The following is an 18,848-nucleotide window of genomic DNA, read 5'->3' on the forward strand; positions in this document are numbered from 1 at the left end:
GGAGCTGAATGTAATGTCAGATATTCAAAATAAACCAGCATTAAACAGCCATATTCAGCTGATATATGGCCTAGCAATTATTTTGTTGGTCTTATTATGGATTTTTCAGTGGATCGTTGGTCTTATTATGACCATTCCGCTAATCCTTTCCTTTTTTTATACGGTTCGTAAAGAGAAATCAAGAATTGATCAGACAGAGGCGTATATATCTTCCCTTTCCCACCGGATAAAAAGAGTAGGTGAAGAAGCCCTCCTGGAAATGCCCTTCGGAATTATACTATACAATGACCATTATAAAATTGACTGGGCAAATCCATATATGAATCAATACAGTGAAGAATCCCTGGTCGGCGAATCGCTCAACGTATTATCCGAAGATATTATTCCGATGATTAAGGAAAATAAGGAAGAGGTCTGGGTTGACTTAGGCGAAAACAAATTTTTAACGCTAATTAAAAAAGACGAGCGGCTGCTATATTTCCTTGATCGAACAAAACAGGTAGAATTGCAAAATCGCTATGAAGATGATCAGACAGTGCTCGCCATAATTTATCTGGATAATTATGAAGAAATTACTAAGACAATGGATGACACAGCAAAGAGTCAATTAAACTCGGAAGTCACCTCCATCTTAAGCAATTGGGCAAATGAATACGGTTTATATTTGAAACGGACTTCCCAAGCCCGTTTTCTCGCTGTCGGCACTAGGAAAATTTTACAGCAGTTAGAGAAGGCAAAATTTGATATATTAGATGTAGTGAGGGAATACAGCGGTGAACAAAATAATCCGATTACGCTAAGTATCGGAATAGGGAATGGCAACGTTCCATTGCCTGTTTTAGGGGAATTAGCCCAATCGAGCCTGGACCTTGCCCTTGGCCGCGGCGGAGATCAAGTCGCGATTAAAGAGGAAAACGGAAAAGTCCGTTTTTATGGCGGAAAAACGAATCCTATGGAAAAACGGACCCGAGTTCGGGCCCGGGTTATTTCCCATGCTTTAACAGAACTTGTTAAAGCAAGCGATAAAGTAATCATTATGGGTCATAAGGCGCCGGATATGGATTCCATCGGTTCTGCCATTGGCATTTTAAATATTGCCAAGGCGAATGATGTAAACGGGTATATTGTCTTTGACCAGGATGATATCGATAAAGGTGTCCAGCGCTTAGTAGAGTCGATAAAACGAAAGGAAGAATTATGGCAGTCCTTTATAGAACCCGGCGAAGCGGAAGAAATCATCACAAGTCAAAGCTTAGTTGTCGTAGTCGATACCCACAAGCCTTCGATGGCCGCAAACGAGAAACTGCTGGAAATGACTGACTATAAAGTCATTATTGACCACCATCGGCGCGGGGAGGAGTTTATCGACAATCCTACCCTCGTCTATATGGAGCCATATGCATCGTCTACCGCAGAGCTCGTTACCGAATTGTTAGAATATCAGCCGAAAACATTGAAACTTTCCATGCTGGAAGCAACAGCACTGCTCGCTGGAATTATCGTTGATACGAAAAGTTTTACGTTGCGCACCGGCTCAAGGACATTTGATGCAGCTTCCTTTTTGCGCTCTAAAGGCGCGGATACGGTATTAGTCCAGCAATTCATGAAGGAAGATTTGGATTTATATATTAAGCGCAGCAAGTTAATTGAGAAGGCGCAAATCTATTATAATCAAATTGCCATCGCCAAAGGAGATCCGGGGACCAGTTTAAGCCCGGTTTTAATAGCCCAGGCAGCTGATACGTTGCTCACTTTAACAGGTATCGAAGCATCCTTTGTCATCTCCGAAAGGGAGGATGGAAGAATAGGAATCAGTGCCCGGTCCCTCGGGAAAATCAACGTCCAAATTATTATGGAAGAATTGGATGGCGGAGGACATTTAACGAATGCGGCAACCCAAATAGAAAATATAACAATCGATGAAGCTGAAGCAAGATTAAAAGCAATAATCCAAAAATATTGGGAAGGGAGAGAAGAATAGATGAAAGTAATATTTCTGAAAGATGTGAAAGGGAAAGGGAAAAAAGGCGAGGTAAAAAACGTTTCCGATGGCTATGCCCGAAACTATTTGCTGAAAAATAACCTTGCCGAGGAAGCAACCCCTGCGAATTTAAAAGCGTGGGAAGCAAGAAAGCGGAAAAATGCCGAGCTGGAGCAAAAGGAAAAAGGAGAAGCTATCCAATTGAAGGAAACTTTAGAAAAAATTACGGTGGAGATTAAAGCGAAAGCCGGTGACGGAGGAAGATTATTCGGCTCCATCACGAGCAAACAAATTGCAGATACGTTGGCAAAACAGCACGGATACAAAGTGGATAGAAGGAAAATGGAATTGGAACAGCCGATACGCGCTTTAGGATATACGAATGTTCCGGTAAAACTCCATCCGGAAGTTTCCGGTACCATTAAAGTACATGTTGTGGAAGAAAAATAAAGAAGATGAGAAAAAAAGAAATCGGCATTAAGCCGATTTCTTCTGTTCAATCATTGGAAATGAATACTGCCTAGGCAGCAAGAGGAGAGGAAAGATGAGCGAAACATGGAACGACCGTATACCGCCGCACAATATAGAAGCTGAGCAATCGGTTTTAGGTGCCATTTTTTTGGAACCGTCTGCTTTTTCTGCTGCTTCTGAATTGCTTGTTCCTGAAGATTTCTATCGTGTCAGCCATCAAAGAATTTTTGCTGCAATGATGAAACTCTCGGACCGCGGGGAACCGATTGATGTTGTAACCGTCACTTCTTTCCTAAATGATGCGAAGCAATTGGATGAAGTGGGCGGGGTTTCCTACTTGACCCAACTGGCAGAGAGTGTACCGACAGCTGCAAACATCGAGTATTACTGCAAAATTGTTGAGGAAAAATCTGTACTTCGCCGATTAATCCGGACTGCCACTGACATTGTAACGTCCAGCTTTGAGCGGGAAGATGAAGTGGAAGACGTCCTTAACGATGCGGAAAAAAGCATTCTGGAAGTTTCCAGCCGCAAGCGAACGTCAGATTTCAAATCGATTAAAGATGTTTTAATTGATGTATTTGACAATATTGAACAATTGCACCGCAATAATAGCGATATCACCGGTGTTCCAACCGGATTTAAAGATCTTGACCGAATTACTTCCGGTTTCCAGCCGAATGATTTAATCATTATTGCTGCCCGTCCTTCGGTCGGGAAAACCGCCTTTGCCTTAAACGTGGCGCAAAATGTTGCCGTAAATTCGGACACAAACGTGGCTATTTTCAGTTTGGAAATGGGTGCGGAACAACTCGTGCAGCGGATGCTCTGTGCTGAAGGAAATATTGATGCAACCCGATTAAGAAATGGCCAGCTGGAGCCGGAAGATTGGGGAAAATTAACGATGGCAATGGGTTCCCTATCGAATGCCGGCATCTTTATCGATGACTCCCCAGGAATTCGTGTCAGCGAAATCCGCTCAAAATGCCGCCGTCTGCAGCAGGAACATGGATTAGGTATGATTCTGATTGATTACTTGCAGCTAATACAAGGTAGTCCGAGCTCGCGGGAAAACAGACAGCAGGAAGTATCGGAAATTTCCCGTTCCTTAAAAGCGCTAGCCAGGGAATTAAATGTCCCTTTAATCGCACTGTCCCAGCTGTCCCGTGGAGTAGAATCCCGTCAGGATAAACGGCCAATGATGTCCGACTTGAGGGAATCCGGAAGTATTGAGCAGGATGCGGACATTGTCGGGTTTTTATACCGGGACGATTACTACAATAAAGAAACGGAGAAACAGAATATTATCGAAATTATTATCGCCAAACAGCGTAACGGTCCTGTTGGGACCGTGGAACTAGCCTTTGTTAAAGAATATAATAAGTTCGTAGATTTGGACCATCGCTATCAGGAAAGCGATATTCCTCCGGAGCCAGCACCGGTATCATAGACAGCCTGTAATCAGGCTGTTTTTTTCGGCCTTTGACAGAATCTCGTTCTATATATGAATACCTATATTTAAATTTCTGATAGGATAATGGGACGAATTATATGAAAATCTATTAAAAATATTCTATTAATTATATATAATCAAAATAATAAAATAGTTTTAATAGGAAAAGGGGTTGCTAGATTGAAAAAAAGCAAGGAACTGATGGCGGTTATTATCTCTTTATTCATTTTTTCTACTTTGCTCGTAACAGCAGATAGAGGAAGTGAAATGTCCTTTACCTCTGCAGATGATGAAGCAATAGAGGAGACGGAACAAAATACGGATGAACAGGAAGAAACAACGGATGAGGTGGTAGAAGAGGAGAATCCGGAAGAAGTAGAGGAGACGCCGGAAGCAACAGAAGAAACGCAAGAAGAAGCGGAGGCAGAAACAAATGACGAAGAAACGGAAGCGAATCCCCTTGAAGAACAGATCGAAGCAATTCTTGAAAATGAGCGGTTAGACGGTGCAATTACCGGAATAAGTGTGCGAAAGGCAAGCTCGGGAGAGGAAATTTACAGCCATAATGGAGATATCCAGCTGCATCCAGCTTCCAATATGAAAATTTTAACAGCAGCCGCAGCTTTAGAAACTCTCGGTGCAAATTATCAATTTACGACAGAAGTTCGTACTGACGGGGAGCAAAAGGGGCCGGTCCTCCATGGAAATCTGTATTTAGTCGGCAAAGGAGATCCGACATTAATGAAAGAGGATTTGGATTCCTTTGCGAAGGAACTGAAAAATAACGGGATAAAAATTGTCAGAGGGAAATTAATTGGCGATGATACGTGGTATGATGATGTCCGGCTGTCCCAAGATTTAAACTGGTCCGATGAACCTTTTTATACCGGCGCTCAAGTTTCTGCCTTGACCCTTTCTCCGAACGAAGATTATGATGCCGGTACAGTCATTGTCGAAGTAACGCCGGATGAAAAAGGCAAGAAGGCAAAGGTTTCGCTTACACCTGAAACGGATTACGTCAACATCGTCAATAATACAGAGATGGCTCCGGCAGGAACGGCAAAGAGCATATCGATTGAACGGGAACATGGCACAAATAATATTATCATTGAAGGAACGATGCCGGTCAACGGTTCGATGTCCCGCTCCTGGGTATCTGTCTGGGAACCGACAGGCTATGCTCTCGATGTATTTAAAAAATCACTGGAGGAGCAAGGGATAAAATTTGTCGGCAGAGACGGTACGGAATTTGGGAAGGCGCCAAAAGATTCAAGTTTACTAGCTTCCAGATCCTCAATGGAATTAAAGGACTTGCTTATTCCGTTCATGAAGCTGAGCAATAACGGACATGGGGAAACGCTAACGAAAGAAATGGGACGAGTCGTCCATGGAGATGGAAGCTGGGATAAAGGGCTGGATGTAATTGCTGATGTAGCAGTACAGCTGGGCGTCGATGAAGATGATATATTGCTGAGAGACGGATCGGGAATGTCTCATAAAACCTATATTCCTGCCAGCGACTTAACCGAGCTGCTTTATACGGTACAGGAGAAGAGCTGGTATTCGGTATTTGAATCTTCGCTGCCGGTGGCGGGGATATCCGATCGGATGGTTGGCGGTACGCTAAGAAACCGAATGACAAAAGAGCCGGTTAAGGGCAATGTCATGGCGAAGACCGGTTCATTAACAAGCGTTAGTACATTGTCCGGCTATGTGAACACGGTGGAAGGAGAAAAACTGATATTCTCCATTTTAAATAACAACTACATTAACGGTTCGGTTACTTCGATTCAGGATGAAATTGTAACGACATTGGCGGAATACCGCCTGCCGTAGATGAAAGCAAATCTCCCGGAAACGGGAGATTTTTTCTATTTTATTATTAAAGCCAGCTATGAGTGATTACTCACTTTACAATTCCCTTTCCTTAAGTTTAAATAAAAGTGAGTAATCGCTCACGTAATGAAAGGAAGTGAATGAAGTGGCAATCATTCATGTAAAGAATGTTTCCCATTCCTTTGGCAAGGAAAAAGTGCTAGACAATGTAAATTTATTAATTCAAGAGGGTGAAATTTTCGGGCTGTTAGGTCCTTCCGGAGCGGGGAAAACGACGCTGGTGAAATTGATTGTCGGTATTTTAGAAGCTACTCAGGGGGAAATCGTTATCAGCGGAAAAGCGGTGCCGTCTTTAGAACTGCTGACCGATATCGGTTATATGGCCCAGGCAGATGCACTGTATTCGGAGCTTTCGGCAAAAGAAAATTTGCAATTTTTTGCCCAAATTTATCGGTTAAAAAAACAGATGCAGAGAGAAAGGATAGACAATGTGCTGAAGGTGGTCGGTTTATCTGATCATGCAAATAAAACGATAAACCAATTTTCCGGTGGAATGAAACGGCGGTTATCCTTATCTATTGCCCTATTACACCAGCCAAAACTATTAATCTTAGACGAACCAACCGTCGGCATTGATCCGGTCCTCAGGCAATCCATCTGGAGCGAACTTCGCAAGTTAAAAGAAGACGGGATGACGATTATTGTCACTACCCACGTAATGGATGAGGCGGAAAAGTGTGACCGCTTGGCGATGCTTCGGGACGGCCGGATTATCGCGTGTGATACACCGGAAAGATTAAAGGAAAAACTCCGCGTTTCGTCCTTGGAGGATGTCTTTTTAGCCTACGGAGGTGGAAATCTATGAGAATAAGTGCGATTGTCATACGGATTATTAAGCAATTTTTACGGGACAAACGGTCCTTCGCCTTGTTATTTATTGCTCCGCTACTCGTATTGACATTGATCTGGCTCGTGTTAGACGGAAACGAATATGAACCTGCTGTTGCCTATGATACTCTTCCTCCGTTTATTGAAGAGATCTTTCACTCCCAATTTTCGGGAGAAATTGAGGAAATGTCCGAAACGGAAGCGAATGCCAAATTTCAGGACGGGGAATTGGATGCTTTTATTACGTTTGAAAACATGGAATTATCGATTATCCTTGAAGGAAGCAATCCAACAGCAAATGGAGCGGTGCTGAAAAATGTTCAGGACATATTGAAGTCTCTAAACAAGGAAGGAATGGGCGAGCCGAATATCTCCTATTACTACGGCTCAGAGGATATAAACATTTTTGACCAGGTCGGATCTGTATTAGTTGCCTTTTTAGTCTTTTTCTTCGTCTTTATTTTAGGAGGAATTTCCTTTTTGAGGGAACGGACTCAAGGGACGCTGGAAAAACTCCTTTCCACCCCTATTCGGCGCTGGGAAATTGTAACCGGGTATCTGCTTGGATTTGGGCTTTTTACTGTTATTCAATCGGTAATTATTCTAGTTTATTCCGTTTACGTATTAGACATTTGGATGGCAGGGGACTTTTGGCAATTGCTCATCGTTACGTTGCTTTTGGCAATTACCGCATTAACGCTGGCTACGTTTCTTTCCGCATTTGCAAATAATGAATTCCAAATGATGCAGTTCATCCCGTTGGTCATCTTGCCGCAAGTATTTTTCTCCGGGTTGTTTCCGCTAGATACGCTGGACCGGTGGATACAAATAATAAGCAAATTTATGCCCCTTACTTATGGCGCGGATGCAATGAAGGAAATTATGATTAAAGGAAATAACATATGGGATATTTGGATCGACTTATTTGTTATCTTCGGGTTTGCAATTGTATTTTTTGTCCTCAATATTCTTGCATTAAAGAAGCATCGTCGGCTATAACTGTAGTTAGGAGGAGATGAAAATGGAACAGCAGGAAAAAGATTGGCTTATCGAGCTGTTGGATATTACCGAAAAGGAATTGACGCCAAAACAAGCGAAAATTGTTCAGGCTGCTATCGAAGTTTTTTCGGAGAAAGGATTCGCAGCCGCATCCACCAACGAAATCGCGAAACGGGCAGGAGTGGCTGAGGGGACGATTTTCCGTCATTATAAAACGAAAAAAGATTTGCTAATTTCGATTGTACTTCCGGTCATTTATAAATTTGCTGTTCCATTTTTGGCAGAAAAATTTCTCAACGAAATTTTCCAAAAGGAAAATTTGGATACGATGGATGGGCTGTTAAGGAAGCTGATTAAAAACCGCTATGAATTTGTAAAAAATAACGTACCTTTGATTAAAATCCTTTTACAGGAAATTGCTTACCATTCCGAAATTCAGGAAACGTTTAAACAAGTATTCGTGGAGAAAGTAATGCCAAGGTATAAAATGGCAGTGGAACATTTTCGCAAGACCGAGAATTTGGCTGCATTTCCTGCCGAGACGATGCTGCGCTTAACGATTAGCACGATATTAGGATTCCTCGTTACCCGATTCATCATTTTGCCCGACTATACATGGGATGATGAAAAGGAAATCGAATATACCATTCAATTTATTAGAAACGGGCTAAAAGGGAATGACTAAGCATGTGGAGTATCCTCCCATGCTTTTTATTTTTTAACTTTGCTTACGGCAGTGTTAAGACCGAACAATAAAGAGGAATATCCAATAAAATGTTCGTATTTCAGATTGACTAACCTTTATAATACTGATAAACTTACAATTGTATGAATGAAAAAACATATTATATGAAATCGTGGAGGTGCGCTATGTCCTCGGTAGTCGTTGTAGGTACCCAGTGGGGCGATGAAGGCAAGGGGAAAATTACCGACTTTCTTTCCCAGAATGCTGAAGTCGTTGCCCGTTATCAAGGCGGAAATAATGCCGGTCATACGATAAAATTTGACGGTGTTACATATAAGCTCCATTTAATCCCGTCCGGCATCTTTTATAAAGAAAAAATTTGCGTATTAGGAAACGGGATGGTCATTGATCCGAAAGCTTTTGTAGAAGAAGTGGCTTATTTGCATGAACATGGAGTCAGCACAGAAAACTTGCGTGTCAGCAATCGGGCCCACGTCATCCTTCCGTATCATCTCCAATTGGATGTGCTGCAGGAAGAGGAAAAAGGTGCCAATAAAATTGGAACGACGAGAAAAGGAATCGGGCCTGCATATATGGATAAAGCTGCCCGGGTTGGCATCCGCGTTGCAGATTTATTAGATAAGGAAGTATTCCGCGAAAAGCTGGAAAACAATTTAAAAGAAAAAAATCGCCTGTTTAAAAAAGTATATGAAGTTGAGCCGATGGCAGTGGAGGATATTTTGGACGAGTATTACGAATATGGCCAAAAAATGGCGCCGTATGTATGCGATACATCGGTTGTACTGAATGATGCGCTCGATGAGGGTCGCCGTGTGCTGTTTGAAGGAGCCCAAGGAGTAATGCTTGACATCGACCAGGGCACTTACCCTTTTGTTACATCGTCCAATCCGATTGCCGGCGGTGTTACGATCGGGTCCGGAGTCGGACCGACGAAAATTAAGCACGTTGTCGGGGTGTCGAAGGCATACACAACCCGGGTCGGAGATGGGCCATTTCCGACAGAACTCCATAATGAAATTGGCGACCAAATTCGAGAAGTGGGAAGGGAATACGGAACGACAACGGGAAGGCCGCGCCGCGTTGGATGGTTTGACAGTGTCGTCGTCCGCCATGCCCGCCGTGTCAGCGGAATTACTGATTTATCGTTAAACTCCCTTGACGTGCTAACCGGAATCGAAACGCTAAAAATTTGCGTTGCCTATCGTTATAAGGGAGAATTAATTAAGGAATTTCCAGCCAGTTTAAAAGTGCTGGCCCAATGTGAACCAGTGTACGAAGAAATGCCAGGATGGACGGAAGATATTACAAACGTGAAAAGTTTGGATGAACTTCCTGCCAATGCCCGGCACTACTTGGAGCGGATTTCCCAATTAACCGGTATTCCGCTATCGATTTTTTCCGTCGGACCAGATCGGACCCAAACGAATGTAGTCCAAAATGTCTATCGTCCTTAAATAGAACGAGAACGGCAGCAGTCATTTGCTGTCGTTTTTTTGTGCGAAAAATGCAGAATGATAAAACAAGTTGTTGTACTATAGCAGGTTATGTAAAAAAATGGAAACAATAATACAGTTTCTTTACAAGTTGTTAACAAAGGTTCCTTGTCCAAATTACCTATGTTACATTAACAAGAGAAAGAAAATAGGTAAGAAGAAATAAGGAGAACGAAAATGAAACAATTTGTATCAGCTCATCCATCGCATCAAAGGATGACAGGAATAAAACGGACCATGGTAATTTTCCCGTTCATGGCTCTATTGTTTAGTTTCATTCAATTCCCTGTTTTTGCGGATGAAGCGAATAAACTAGAAACGATGTATCACGTATATATAGACGGCGAGTACGCAGGAAAAGTAGATGATGCAGAGGTCGTGGAAAAGGTAATTGAAAGAAAAATTGCGGAAGCACAAAACGACTTTGCCGATCTTTCCCTAACCGTTGAGGAAAATATCACATATGTTTCGGAAAAAACGTTTGAACCTACATATGAGAATGAACAAGTTGCTAGTTTGCTAGAAGAAAAACTGACGATCGCGGCAAACGCGGCAGCATTAATAGTCAATGATCAACATGTCGGCTACTTTAAAGATGAACAAACAATCGAACGCCTGTTAGAAAAGTATCAGGAAAAATACGTGGATAAAAATATATTGAAAAAGGTGCAAAGCGAAAAAAGAGATAAAAGGAATACGAGCTGGAAACCCGCCGAAATCCGAAATTTAGAGATTGGAGAAACGGCCGTTATTGACGTGGATTTTACAGAACAAGTCCGCATGACAAAGAAAAAAGCAGATCCTAAAGAAGTGCTCACGATCGATCAAGGAATTTCCCTTTTAGAAAAAGGATCGTTAACAGAGAAAATCCATACTGTGGAAGAAGGGGAAGTTCTCGGGGAAATCGCTGCCAAATATGACTTGTCTATGGAAAAATTACTAGATTTAAACCCATCCCTTACTGAAGATTCGCTGCTGCAAATCGGCCAGGAAATCAATGTAACAGACTATGAGCCATTTGTTGAAGTTGTTGTAAAAGAACAGTCTTTAAAAGAGGAGAAAATCCCTTACGAAACGGAAATTATTGAATCGGATGAATTATATAAAGGCGAACAAAAGGTAAAACAAAAAGGGAAGCACGGCAAAAAAGAAGTACAGTACTTGATAGAAACGGTTAACGGAAAAACAGCCGGGAAAGAAGTGCTGCAAGAGGAAATTACGAAAGAGCCGGTAAAGGAAATTGTCATTAAAGGCACGAAAGTAATTCCATCCCGCGGTACAGGAGAATTACATTGGCCAACTGTCGGCGGATATATTTCCAGCCACGTCGGCTATCGCTGGGGCAGCATGCATAAAGGCATCGACATTGCCCGTCCGGCAAATCGCAATATTCTCGCTGCTGACAACGGAGTAGTAGAGTTTGCCGGCTATGATAACGGAGGATATGGGAATAAAATTATCATTAATCACAATAATGGGATGAAGACAGTGTATGCCCACCTTTCCTCAATTAGCGTATCCGTCGGGCAGACGGTAGAAAAAGGAAAAGTGATCGGCATCATGGGCTCCACCGGGAATTCCACAGGAATCCATCTCCATTTTGAATTATACAAAAATGGGGCCTTACAAAATCCGCTTGATTATTTATAATAAACACATAGAGACAGACTAACTCATATCGAGTTGGTCTTTTTTCTTAGATTAGAAAAAGCGCTATTTTCAGAATAAACTTGAGGGAAGGAACTAAAGACAGAAAATCGAATTTGCGTTAAAATAATAAAAAGCATATAAAAGGATGTGATACGATGGGTCACAAAATTTTAGTCGTCGATGATGAACAGCCGATTGCAGATATATTGAAATTCAACTTGGAAAAAGAAGGTTATGAAGTAATTTGTGCCTATGATGGAGACGAAGCCATTAAACTGGCTACAAACGAAAAACCGGATTTAATTTTGTTAGATATTATGCTTCCTGGGAAAGATGGAAATGAAGTATTGCGGGAAATAAGAAAAACACAAACGATGCCAATTATTATGCTGACGGCAAAAGATACGGAGATTGATAAAGTGCTCGGTCTGGAACTTGGAGCCGATGATTATGTTACGAAGCCTTTCTCCAACCGGGAGCTGATTGCCCGGGTGAAAGCAAACTTGCGCCGGCTGAATATTCCTGAAGATACACAAAAAGAATCGAAAGATATTACTATAGGAAACTTAACGATTCATCCGGACGCTTATGTCGTCTCCCGGGACGGTGTGCAAATTGAATTAACCCATCGAGAATTCGAACTGCTCCATTACTTGGCCCGCCATATTGGACAAGTAATGACAAGGGAGCATTTGTTAGAAACGGTATGGGGCTATGACTACTTTGGCGACGTCCGAACCGTCGATGTTACGGTAAGACGGCTCCGGGAGAAAATTGAGGAAAATCCTAGCAATCCAGTTTGGATTGTTACCCGGCGGGGAGTTGGCTATTATTTGCGGAACCCAAATCAGGAGTAATGATACATGAATAAAGTAGGTTTTTTCCGTTCCATTCAGCTGAAGTTTATCATCATTTATATTTTATTGCTTGTCCTCGCGATGCAGGTGATTGGTGCCTTCTTTATTAAAGAATTGGAAGATCGCCTCTTAACGAACTTTAAAAGTTCCATTGAGGAAAGGATGCAGCTATTAAGCTATAATCTGGAGCAAGCATTTGAAAAGGAACGGAATGAAGATGCGGATGAAATGTCTTTGCAAGCTGAAGTGCAGCAAATCATTGAAGATATTAGCACCAATGTCGGGTCAACGAGCATACAGGTAATTAACCATCAGGGAAGAATATTAGGAACGAATGACCCGAATTACCAGGGGGATATCGGGAAGAAAACGACGAACGATACGATCGAAAATGCCCTTTTATTCAATACGTTTAAAGACGATATGTTTTTTGATCAGGAGACAGAAGAACGGGTATATATACAGGCCCGGCCGATCATGAATGATGAAGAAATCGTCGTCGGTGTCATCTATGTGAAAGCATCGATCCAAGTCGTCTATGATCAGCTGCAAGATATTAGTGAAATCTTTCTGCAAGGCTCTGTATTGGCCATCAGTGTCTCCATTTTTCTTGGAGTATTAGTCGCCCGGTCGATTACAAAGCCGATTGTGGAAATGCGGAAACAGGCGCAAAAGATGGCCAATGGTGATTTTAACCAAAAGGTAAACGTTTATGGCAAAGATGAAATTGGCCAGCTCGCCGAAACTTTTAATAATTTGAATATCCGCTTGAAACATTCCTATGCCACAATTGAAGAAGAGCGAAAAAAGTTAAGTTCGGTCCTCACCAATATGTCTGACGGGGTGATTGCTACCGATACGAGCGGAGCGATTACGCTCATGAACGATGCAGCGGGCCGGCTCATCGGAAAAAACCCGGATGAACTGATTGGCGAGTATTTGCTCGATGTGCTGCAGCTGGAAGGGAAAGTAGTAGATATTAGTGAACTGCACGACAGCGGTTCGATGATTATTGACTTTAGCGAAAATACGAACGAGCCTTTCTTAATTCGGGCGAACTTTTCTACTGTCTCCGATGATGAAGAAGAAATAACCGGTTTTATTACGGTCATTAGTGATGTGACAGAGCAAGAAAAAGTCGAACAGGAACGCCGGGAATTTGTTTCCAACGTGTCCCATGAATTGCGGACTCCGTTAACAACGATGAAAAGCTATATTGAAGCGCTCACAGACGGAGCTTGGCAAGATAAGGATATTGCACCGCGGTTTTTAAGTGTAGCCCAAAATGAAACTGACCGGATGATCCGCATGGTGAACGATTTGCTGCAGCTGTCAAAAATGGATGCGGATGAATATCCGTTAAATCGGGAGCAAGTTGATTTTATTTCCTTTTTCCATCAGGTTATTGACCGGCTGGAAATGAACAAGCCGGAACATATTACCTTCATTCGGGAGATTCCTAAAAACAAATATATTGTATGGATTGATAAGGATAAAATGACCCAAGTGCTGGACAATATTATATCCAACGCGGTGAAATACTCACCGGAAGGCGGAATTATCCGCTTGAAAGTGGAGAAGAAGCGGAATTTCCTTGTAATTAGTGTCCAAGACCAAGGGATTGGCATTGCCTATGATAAGCTGGAGAAAATTTTTGAACGTTTCTATCGCGCTGATAAAGCACGATCAAGAAAACTTGGCGGTACCGGTTTAGGGCTTGCTATTACGAAGGAACTGGTGGAAGCACACCATGGGAAAATATGGGCTCGAAGCAAAGAAGGTAAAGGGACTACCATTCTCTTTACACTTCCGCTGATCAGTCGCAAGCGGAGGGAAACAAGATGAATTCAGAAACTGTAAAAACGATTGTTCTCTGTGTATTAATCGCCATTAGTTTATATTTATCCTTTAAATTATGGAGCTATCAGCCAAGTTATAGTGAAGTGATTCCTGAGGAAATTATACCGGAAGTAGATATCGATGGAATAGAAAAGACAAAACAGCAATTAATCCAGCCGCGGAAAATTATTTTCCATGATGATGGGAAATTTTATGCGTTAAAGGATCCGAAGGAGCAAGAAAAATTATATAACGAAATGATAAGCTGGGAAATTTCCGACTTTGCCTTCGGTCCAAAAGAAGAAGAAACAGAGGGAAAGAAACTATTGGAGGTTATTTTCCCTAATCCGTTAAATATGCAGCTCGTTACAAATTTTTTTGATTTCCAAAACCAGGATTTGGATTTTCCGACATGGTCTTTTCAGAGAATGCAAATTCTGCAAAATGAAGAGGATAACCTGTTAACCGTAGAATTTCCATCCATTGACGGGCGAAACGTAGCTGTCGGCACCTTCCAAAATCTAAATTATATGAAACTGGTGGAAAATTATTTTTCCAGGGAAGACTTTAATGAATATATTTTATATCCCGATGAAGATTTGCAAATATATTTGCCGAAAGATCAGGTAAGCCTGCCAAGAATTACAACGAGATATACGACGATTAGACCGGACAAGTTAATTCAAGTGTTATTTTCCGATCCGTCTGTCGTTAATCAATCTTCTTCCTCCAATTTAGGGCAGCTGTTTTTTACTGATAACAGTCAGCTCAGAGTCTATCAGGACGGCAGTAAAATGGAATATGTCAGTCCTGTTGCTGAAGAGATGACATGGATGACCGCAAATGACCTGCTCAATTTCAGTTTAGACCATGTTAATGATCATAAAGGATGGACGGATGACTATTCATTGCTGGATATTAAGGAATCCCAAAACCGGATCATTTACCAGCTTAACTATAACGGGTATCCTGTTTTTAGTTCCCGGGATTTGACGACGTTGGAACAAAAATGGAATAATCAGCGGCTCATCGAGTATCATCGCCCGCTATTCCGCCTAAGCGACCCGTTAGACGAAACAACCGTAGATTTGCCGGCATCTCTCGAAGTGATTAATTACGTACAAAATCTCCCAAATGATTTTGCAGATGATATTTTAGATATACAAATTGGCTATCGTTTAAGTTATGAAAGTGATGAGCGAATCATTGTTCTTTCCCCCAGCTGGTTTGCCAACGTCGGCGGAAACATGGTTGAAGTAAATCAGAATGAAGCGGACTATCTGAAGGGAGGGGATTGAGGATGCGGTGGGGTCATATAAAAATGCTGTTTATCCTCAGTTTCCTCACTTTAAATATTTATTTGGCGGCACAAATTATGGAAAAACAGCAAGAAGCAGACTTGGGGATTTTAACGAATCAGGAGGCTACGATTGAAGAACGGTTAAAAGCTGAAAACATTACCATTTCCGAAAAAAATATCGAAGAAGCAGCGGAGGAAACTTATATATCCCTTTCATCGAAAAGTTTTGCCAATGAAGAAATAGTCGAATTAGCTGAGCCGGAAGGAGAAAATGTAAGTATCGTAAATGGCACATTTCTCATTTCCCGATTCGAAGAACCGATTCCAATTCCTGATCAGCCGAATGAAGATATGCTGAAACAGCTATTAAGGAACCGGGTTGTAGCAATCGACGAATATACATTTTGGGGATGGAACAAGGACTTAAATATTCTTGTATTTTTCCAACAAAAGGGCGGGCGCCCGGTATATTATAATCAGAACGGACTGCTGTTGATATATTTGAACGACCGGCAAGAAATGATATTTTCTACCCAAACGATGCTGGGTGAGGAAAAGGAACAGGGAGGAATGAAACCTCTGATTCAGCCGATTCAAGCAATTGAAGTGCTGTATAATAGAAATGACTTGCAGCCGAATGAAGAAGTGACAAATGTAAGTGTCGGCTTTTACTCCCGGTTAATTGCCGAAGATGGAAAACAAGTACTGGCACCTACGTGGAAAGTAACAATTAATGACGAACGAAATTATTTCGTCAATGCAATTGAAGGGTTTACTTTTCCGATTGATGATAGGAAATTTTTGCAAACTGTCATCGAAGAAACGATGAAGCAGGCAGAAATGCTGGATGACGAAAATAAGTGGAAACAAATTTTCTTAACATTATTAAGCAATAAGATAGAGAAAGATAATTGACAATGAGGAGAGAAACCAATTGCGTTTTAGTGTATTAGCATCGGGGAGTACAGGAAATGCTTTCTACATTGAGTCTGAGAAGGAAAGACTGCTGGTAGATGCCGGCTTAAGCGGAAAAAAACTAGACCAGCTATTTGCAAAAATTGACCGAAATCCGAAAGATTTAACGGGGATTTTAGTGACCCATGAACATAGCGATCATATAAAAGGATTGGGCATTTTTGCAAGGAAATATCAGCTGCCAATCTATGCGAATGAAAAAACATGGAAGGCAATGGATGGCCAAATCGGGAAAATTTCTGCAGATCAGAAATTTATTTTCCGAATGGGTGAGGTAAAAACCTTTGGGGATTTAGACGTGGAGTCTTTTGGCGTTTCCCATGATGCGGCAGAACCGATGTTTTACGTTTTTCATCACGAAGGCAAAAAAGTAGCGTTAGTAACAGATTTAGGCTATGTCAGCGAGCGGATTAAAAAAACGGTGGAAGCTGCCGATGCGTATATTTTTGAAGCGAATCACGATGTGGAAATGCTCCGAATGGGGCGCTATCCGTGGAATGTAAAACGGAGAATATTAGGAGATTCCGGCCACGTATCCAATGAGGATTGCGGGCTGGCTTTATCCGAAGTAATTGACAATAATACAAAGCGGGTTTATTTAGCTCATTTAAGCCTCGACAATAATATGAAGGACCTTGCCCGGATGTCGGTGGATAACATTTTGCGGGAGCGGGGAATAGTCATGGATTTGCACGATACCGATCCGGAAGAACCGACCCCGCTATATGAAGTTGGCTAATTTACTAGTTTTCAGAATATTTTCCTCTTGCATATGGGATACTTAAGTTATAGAAATTTTTATTGTAAGGGGAAAGGACATTGGGATATTATCGAACGGATGATACAAGAAAAAAGAAGTACCGCTGGCTTTTTCCGTTATTGTTAGGTGTTGTTTTCGGTGTCATTTTAGTTATGGAAGTCATACCGGCCTTTCAGCAGGCTAATTCTTCCAGAAACTCGGAACCATTCCACCCAAATTTTGAGAGGGACTCCAACATTGTCAATACATCGGTGCAAGTCGACGTGTCGACGCAAATAACCGAAGTGGTAGAAGAGGTAACTCCCGCCGTTGTTGGAGTGACCAATATTCAGCAGGCTTTTGATTTCCGGGAACAGGACGGCATGGAAGCCGGGACCGGTTCAGGCGTCATTTATAAAGTGGACGGGAACAGAGCGTATGTCGTGACGAATCATCACGTCGTCGCGGGTGCCGACATGATCGAGGTTGTGCTTTACGATGGAAAAGCCGTTCCTGCCGAACTGGTCGGAAGTGACTTGTTTTCTGATTTAGCTGTATTGGTCATGGATGCCGATGTAGTGGAAAAGGTGATTGACATCGGGTCCTCCGGAACAGTAAAAGTCGGCGAGCCGGCCATCGCGATTGGCAACCCGCTTGGTCATATGTTTTCCAGCACGGTAACGCAAGGGGTGATTAGCGGCACCGAAAGAACAATTCCCCAAGATTTCGATCAGGACGGACGGGCGGATTGGCAAGCGGAAGTCATTCAGACAGATGCGGCGATTAATCCGGGCAACAGCGGCGGCGCGCTAATTAATATTTACGGCCAATTAATTGGCATCAACTCGATGAAAATCAACCAGGAAGCAGTGGAAGGCATCGGGTTTTCCATTCCAATTGATTATGCGCTGCCGATTATGGAGGAATTGGAAGAGCATGGACGTATTACCCGGCCGTACATCGGAGTGGAAATCTATTCCCTCGACGAAATACCGCAGGCCGAGTGGAAAAACACGTTAAGGCTGCCTGATGAGATTGAGGGCGGTGTCTATGTTTGGAGTGTGGACCCGCGCTCACCGGCAGATGCTGCAGGAATCCAGCGGCTTGACGTCATTACTGAAGTGGATGGAAAGCCAGTTATGAATATGATTGATTTGCGAAAAATTCTTTATCAGGAAAAGGAAATTGGGGATAAAATTACCCTTGTTTATTACCGGAATGGGGAAAAACAGGAAGCTGTCATTACGTTAAGCACCCAATATTAGCAATGAACTCTCCCAAAAGAGCAGATGGGAGAGTTTTTTTATCCCCAAAACCTATAAAAATTATACACAGCTTGTGGACAAAATTGTAGATAACCCACAAGATGTAGTATAGAAAAAATGTTCGCTCACGAAATATATAGGCCTAATTGTGCGTATGTGGATAATTTTGTGCATAACCCCCTAATATGTGGAAGAAATGACAGGTTTTCCACCGTTTATCCACAGATTAGATAGGTGAATTGTGTTTAACCAGGCTATGTCTCCAAAGAAGCAGCAATAAAATAATTTAAGTTTACCGATTTTCTTTGTTATACCTTCAATCCATTCGTATTTTTTAATCGAAGAAACTTGAATTTATATTTCTGTGTGGAAAAAGTTTATTTTTACCAACACAAA

The 18,848-nt window shown here is 42.0% G+C and carries 15 protein-coding genes; all 15 read left to right on the forward strand.

What is annotated here, in order from left to right:
* Window positions 1-13 precede the first annotated feature (13 nt).
* The 15 genes from IEV18_RS10150 to IEV18_RS10220 all read left to right on the forward strand — a co-directional run bounded on the left by IEV18_RS10150 (window position 14) and on the right by IEV18_RS10220 (window position 18,452).
* Entirely contained in the window at window positions 14-1,981 is a 1,968-nt protein-coding gene (locus IEV18_RS10150; protein WP_188392271.1) for a DHH family phosphoesterase, read from the forward strand.
* Window positions 1,982-2,431 (forward strand): 50S ribosomal protein L9, encoded by a 450-nt coding sequence (gene rplI / locus IEV18_RS10155; protein ID WP_188392272.1) that lies wholly within the window; start codon window positions 1,982-1,984, stop codon window positions 2,429-2,431. It begins immediately after the preceding gene.
* A 94-nt stretch (window positions 2,432-2,525) separates the two neighbouring features.
* A complete protein-coding gene (dnaB, locus tag IEV18_RS10160) occupies window positions 2,526-3,902 on the forward strand; it encodes a replicative DNA helicase (RefSeq protein WP_188392273.1) in 1,377 nt (458 codons plus the stop codon).
* 183 nt (window positions 3,903-4,085) lie between these two features.
* Window positions 4,086-5,741 (forward strand): D-alanyl-D-alanine carboxypeptidase/D-alanyl-D-alanine endopeptidase, encoded by a 1,656-nt coding sequence (dacB, locus tag IEV18_RS10165; protein ID WP_229733624.1) that lies wholly within the window; start codon window positions 4,086-4,088, stop codon window positions 5,739-5,741.
* Window positions 5,742-5,886: 145 nt separating this feature from the next.
* Window positions 5,887-6,606, forward strand: a complete 720-nt coding sequence (locus IEV18_RS10170) for an ABC transporter ATP-binding protein (RefSeq protein ID WP_373281910.1) — start codon at window positions 5,887-5,889, stop codon at window positions 6,604-6,606.
* Window positions 6,603-7,628 (forward strand): ABC transporter permease, encoded by a 1,026-nt coding sequence (locus tag IEV18_RS10175; protein WP_188392275.1) that lies wholly within the window; start codon window positions 6,603-6,605, stop codon window positions 7,626-7,628. The genes IEV18_RS10170 and IEV18_RS10175 overlap by 4 nt, the downstream gene beginning before the upstream one ends.
* 22 nt (window positions 7,629-7,650) lie before the next feature.
* On the forward strand, window positions 7,651-8,313 hold the full coding sequence (locus IEV18_RS10180; protein ID WP_188392276.1) for a TetR/AcrR family transcriptional regulator: 663 nt from the start codon (window positions 7,651-7,653) through the stop codon (window positions 8,311-8,313).
* 185 nt (window positions 8,314-8,498) lie between these two features.
* Window positions 8,499-9,788 carry an adenylosuccinate synthase gene (locus tag IEV18_RS10185; protein ID WP_188392277.1) on the forward strand — a complete coding sequence of 430 codons (1,290 nt, stop codon included), beginning with the start codon at window positions 8,499-8,501 and terminating at the stop codon, window positions 9,786-9,788.
* A gap of 216 nt (window positions 9,789-10,004) precedes the next feature.
* Window positions 10,005-11,477, forward strand: a complete 1,473-nt coding sequence (locus IEV18_RS10190) for a M23 family metallopeptidase (protein WP_229733625.1) — start codon at window positions 10,005-10,007, stop codon at window positions 11,475-11,477.
* Window positions 11,478-11,632: 155 nt separating this feature from the next.
* Window positions 11,633-12,334: a response regulator YycF gene (gene yycF / locus IEV18_RS10195; protein WP_188392278.1), complete on the forward strand. Its 702-nt coding sequence runs from the start codon at window positions 11,633-11,635 to the stop codon at window positions 12,332-12,334.
* Window positions 12,335-12,340: 6 nt separating this feature from the next.
* Complete coding sequence (gene walK, locus IEV18_RS10200; RefSeq protein ID WP_188392279.1) at window positions 12,341-14,179, forward strand: cell wall metabolism sensor histidine kinase WalK; 1,839 nt, start codon at window positions 12,341-12,343, stop codon at window positions 14,177-14,179.
* Complete coding sequence (locus IEV18_RS10205) at window positions 14,176-15,471, forward strand: YycH family regulatory protein (protein WP_188392280.1); 1,296 nt, start codon at window positions 14,176-14,178, stop codon at window positions 15,469-15,471. Before walK ends, IEV18_RS10205 begins: the two co-directional genes overlap by 4 nt.
* A 2-nt stretch (window positions 15,472-15,473) precedes the next feature.
* Window positions 15,474-16,388 (forward strand): two-component system regulatory protein YycI, encoded by a 915-nt coding sequence (locus tag IEV18_RS10210; RefSeq protein WP_188392281.1) that lies wholly within the window; start codon window positions 15,474-15,476, stop codon window positions 16,386-16,388.
* 19 nt (window positions 16,389-16,407) lie between these two features.
* The gene (locus tag IEV18_RS10215; protein ID WP_188392282.1) at window positions 16,408-17,187 is read left to right on the forward strand and encodes an MBL fold metallo-hydrolase; all 780 of its coding nucleotides are present in this window, start codon (window positions 16,408-16,410) and stop codon (window positions 17,185-17,187) included.
* 80 nt (window positions 17,188-17,267) lie between these two features.
* Window positions 17,268-18,452 (forward strand): S1C family serine protease, encoded by a 1,185-nt coding sequence (locus IEV18_RS10220; protein ID WP_188392283.1) that lies wholly within the window; start codon window positions 17,268-17,270, stop codon window positions 18,450-18,452.
* Window positions 18,453-18,848: the final 396 nt, after the last annotated feature.

It is taken from the genome of Compostibacillus humi (assembly GCF_014637175.1).
In the GTDB taxonomy this organism is placed as follows: Bacteria; Bacillota; Bacilli; order Bacillales; family Amphibacillaceae; genus Oceanobacillus; species Oceanobacillus humi.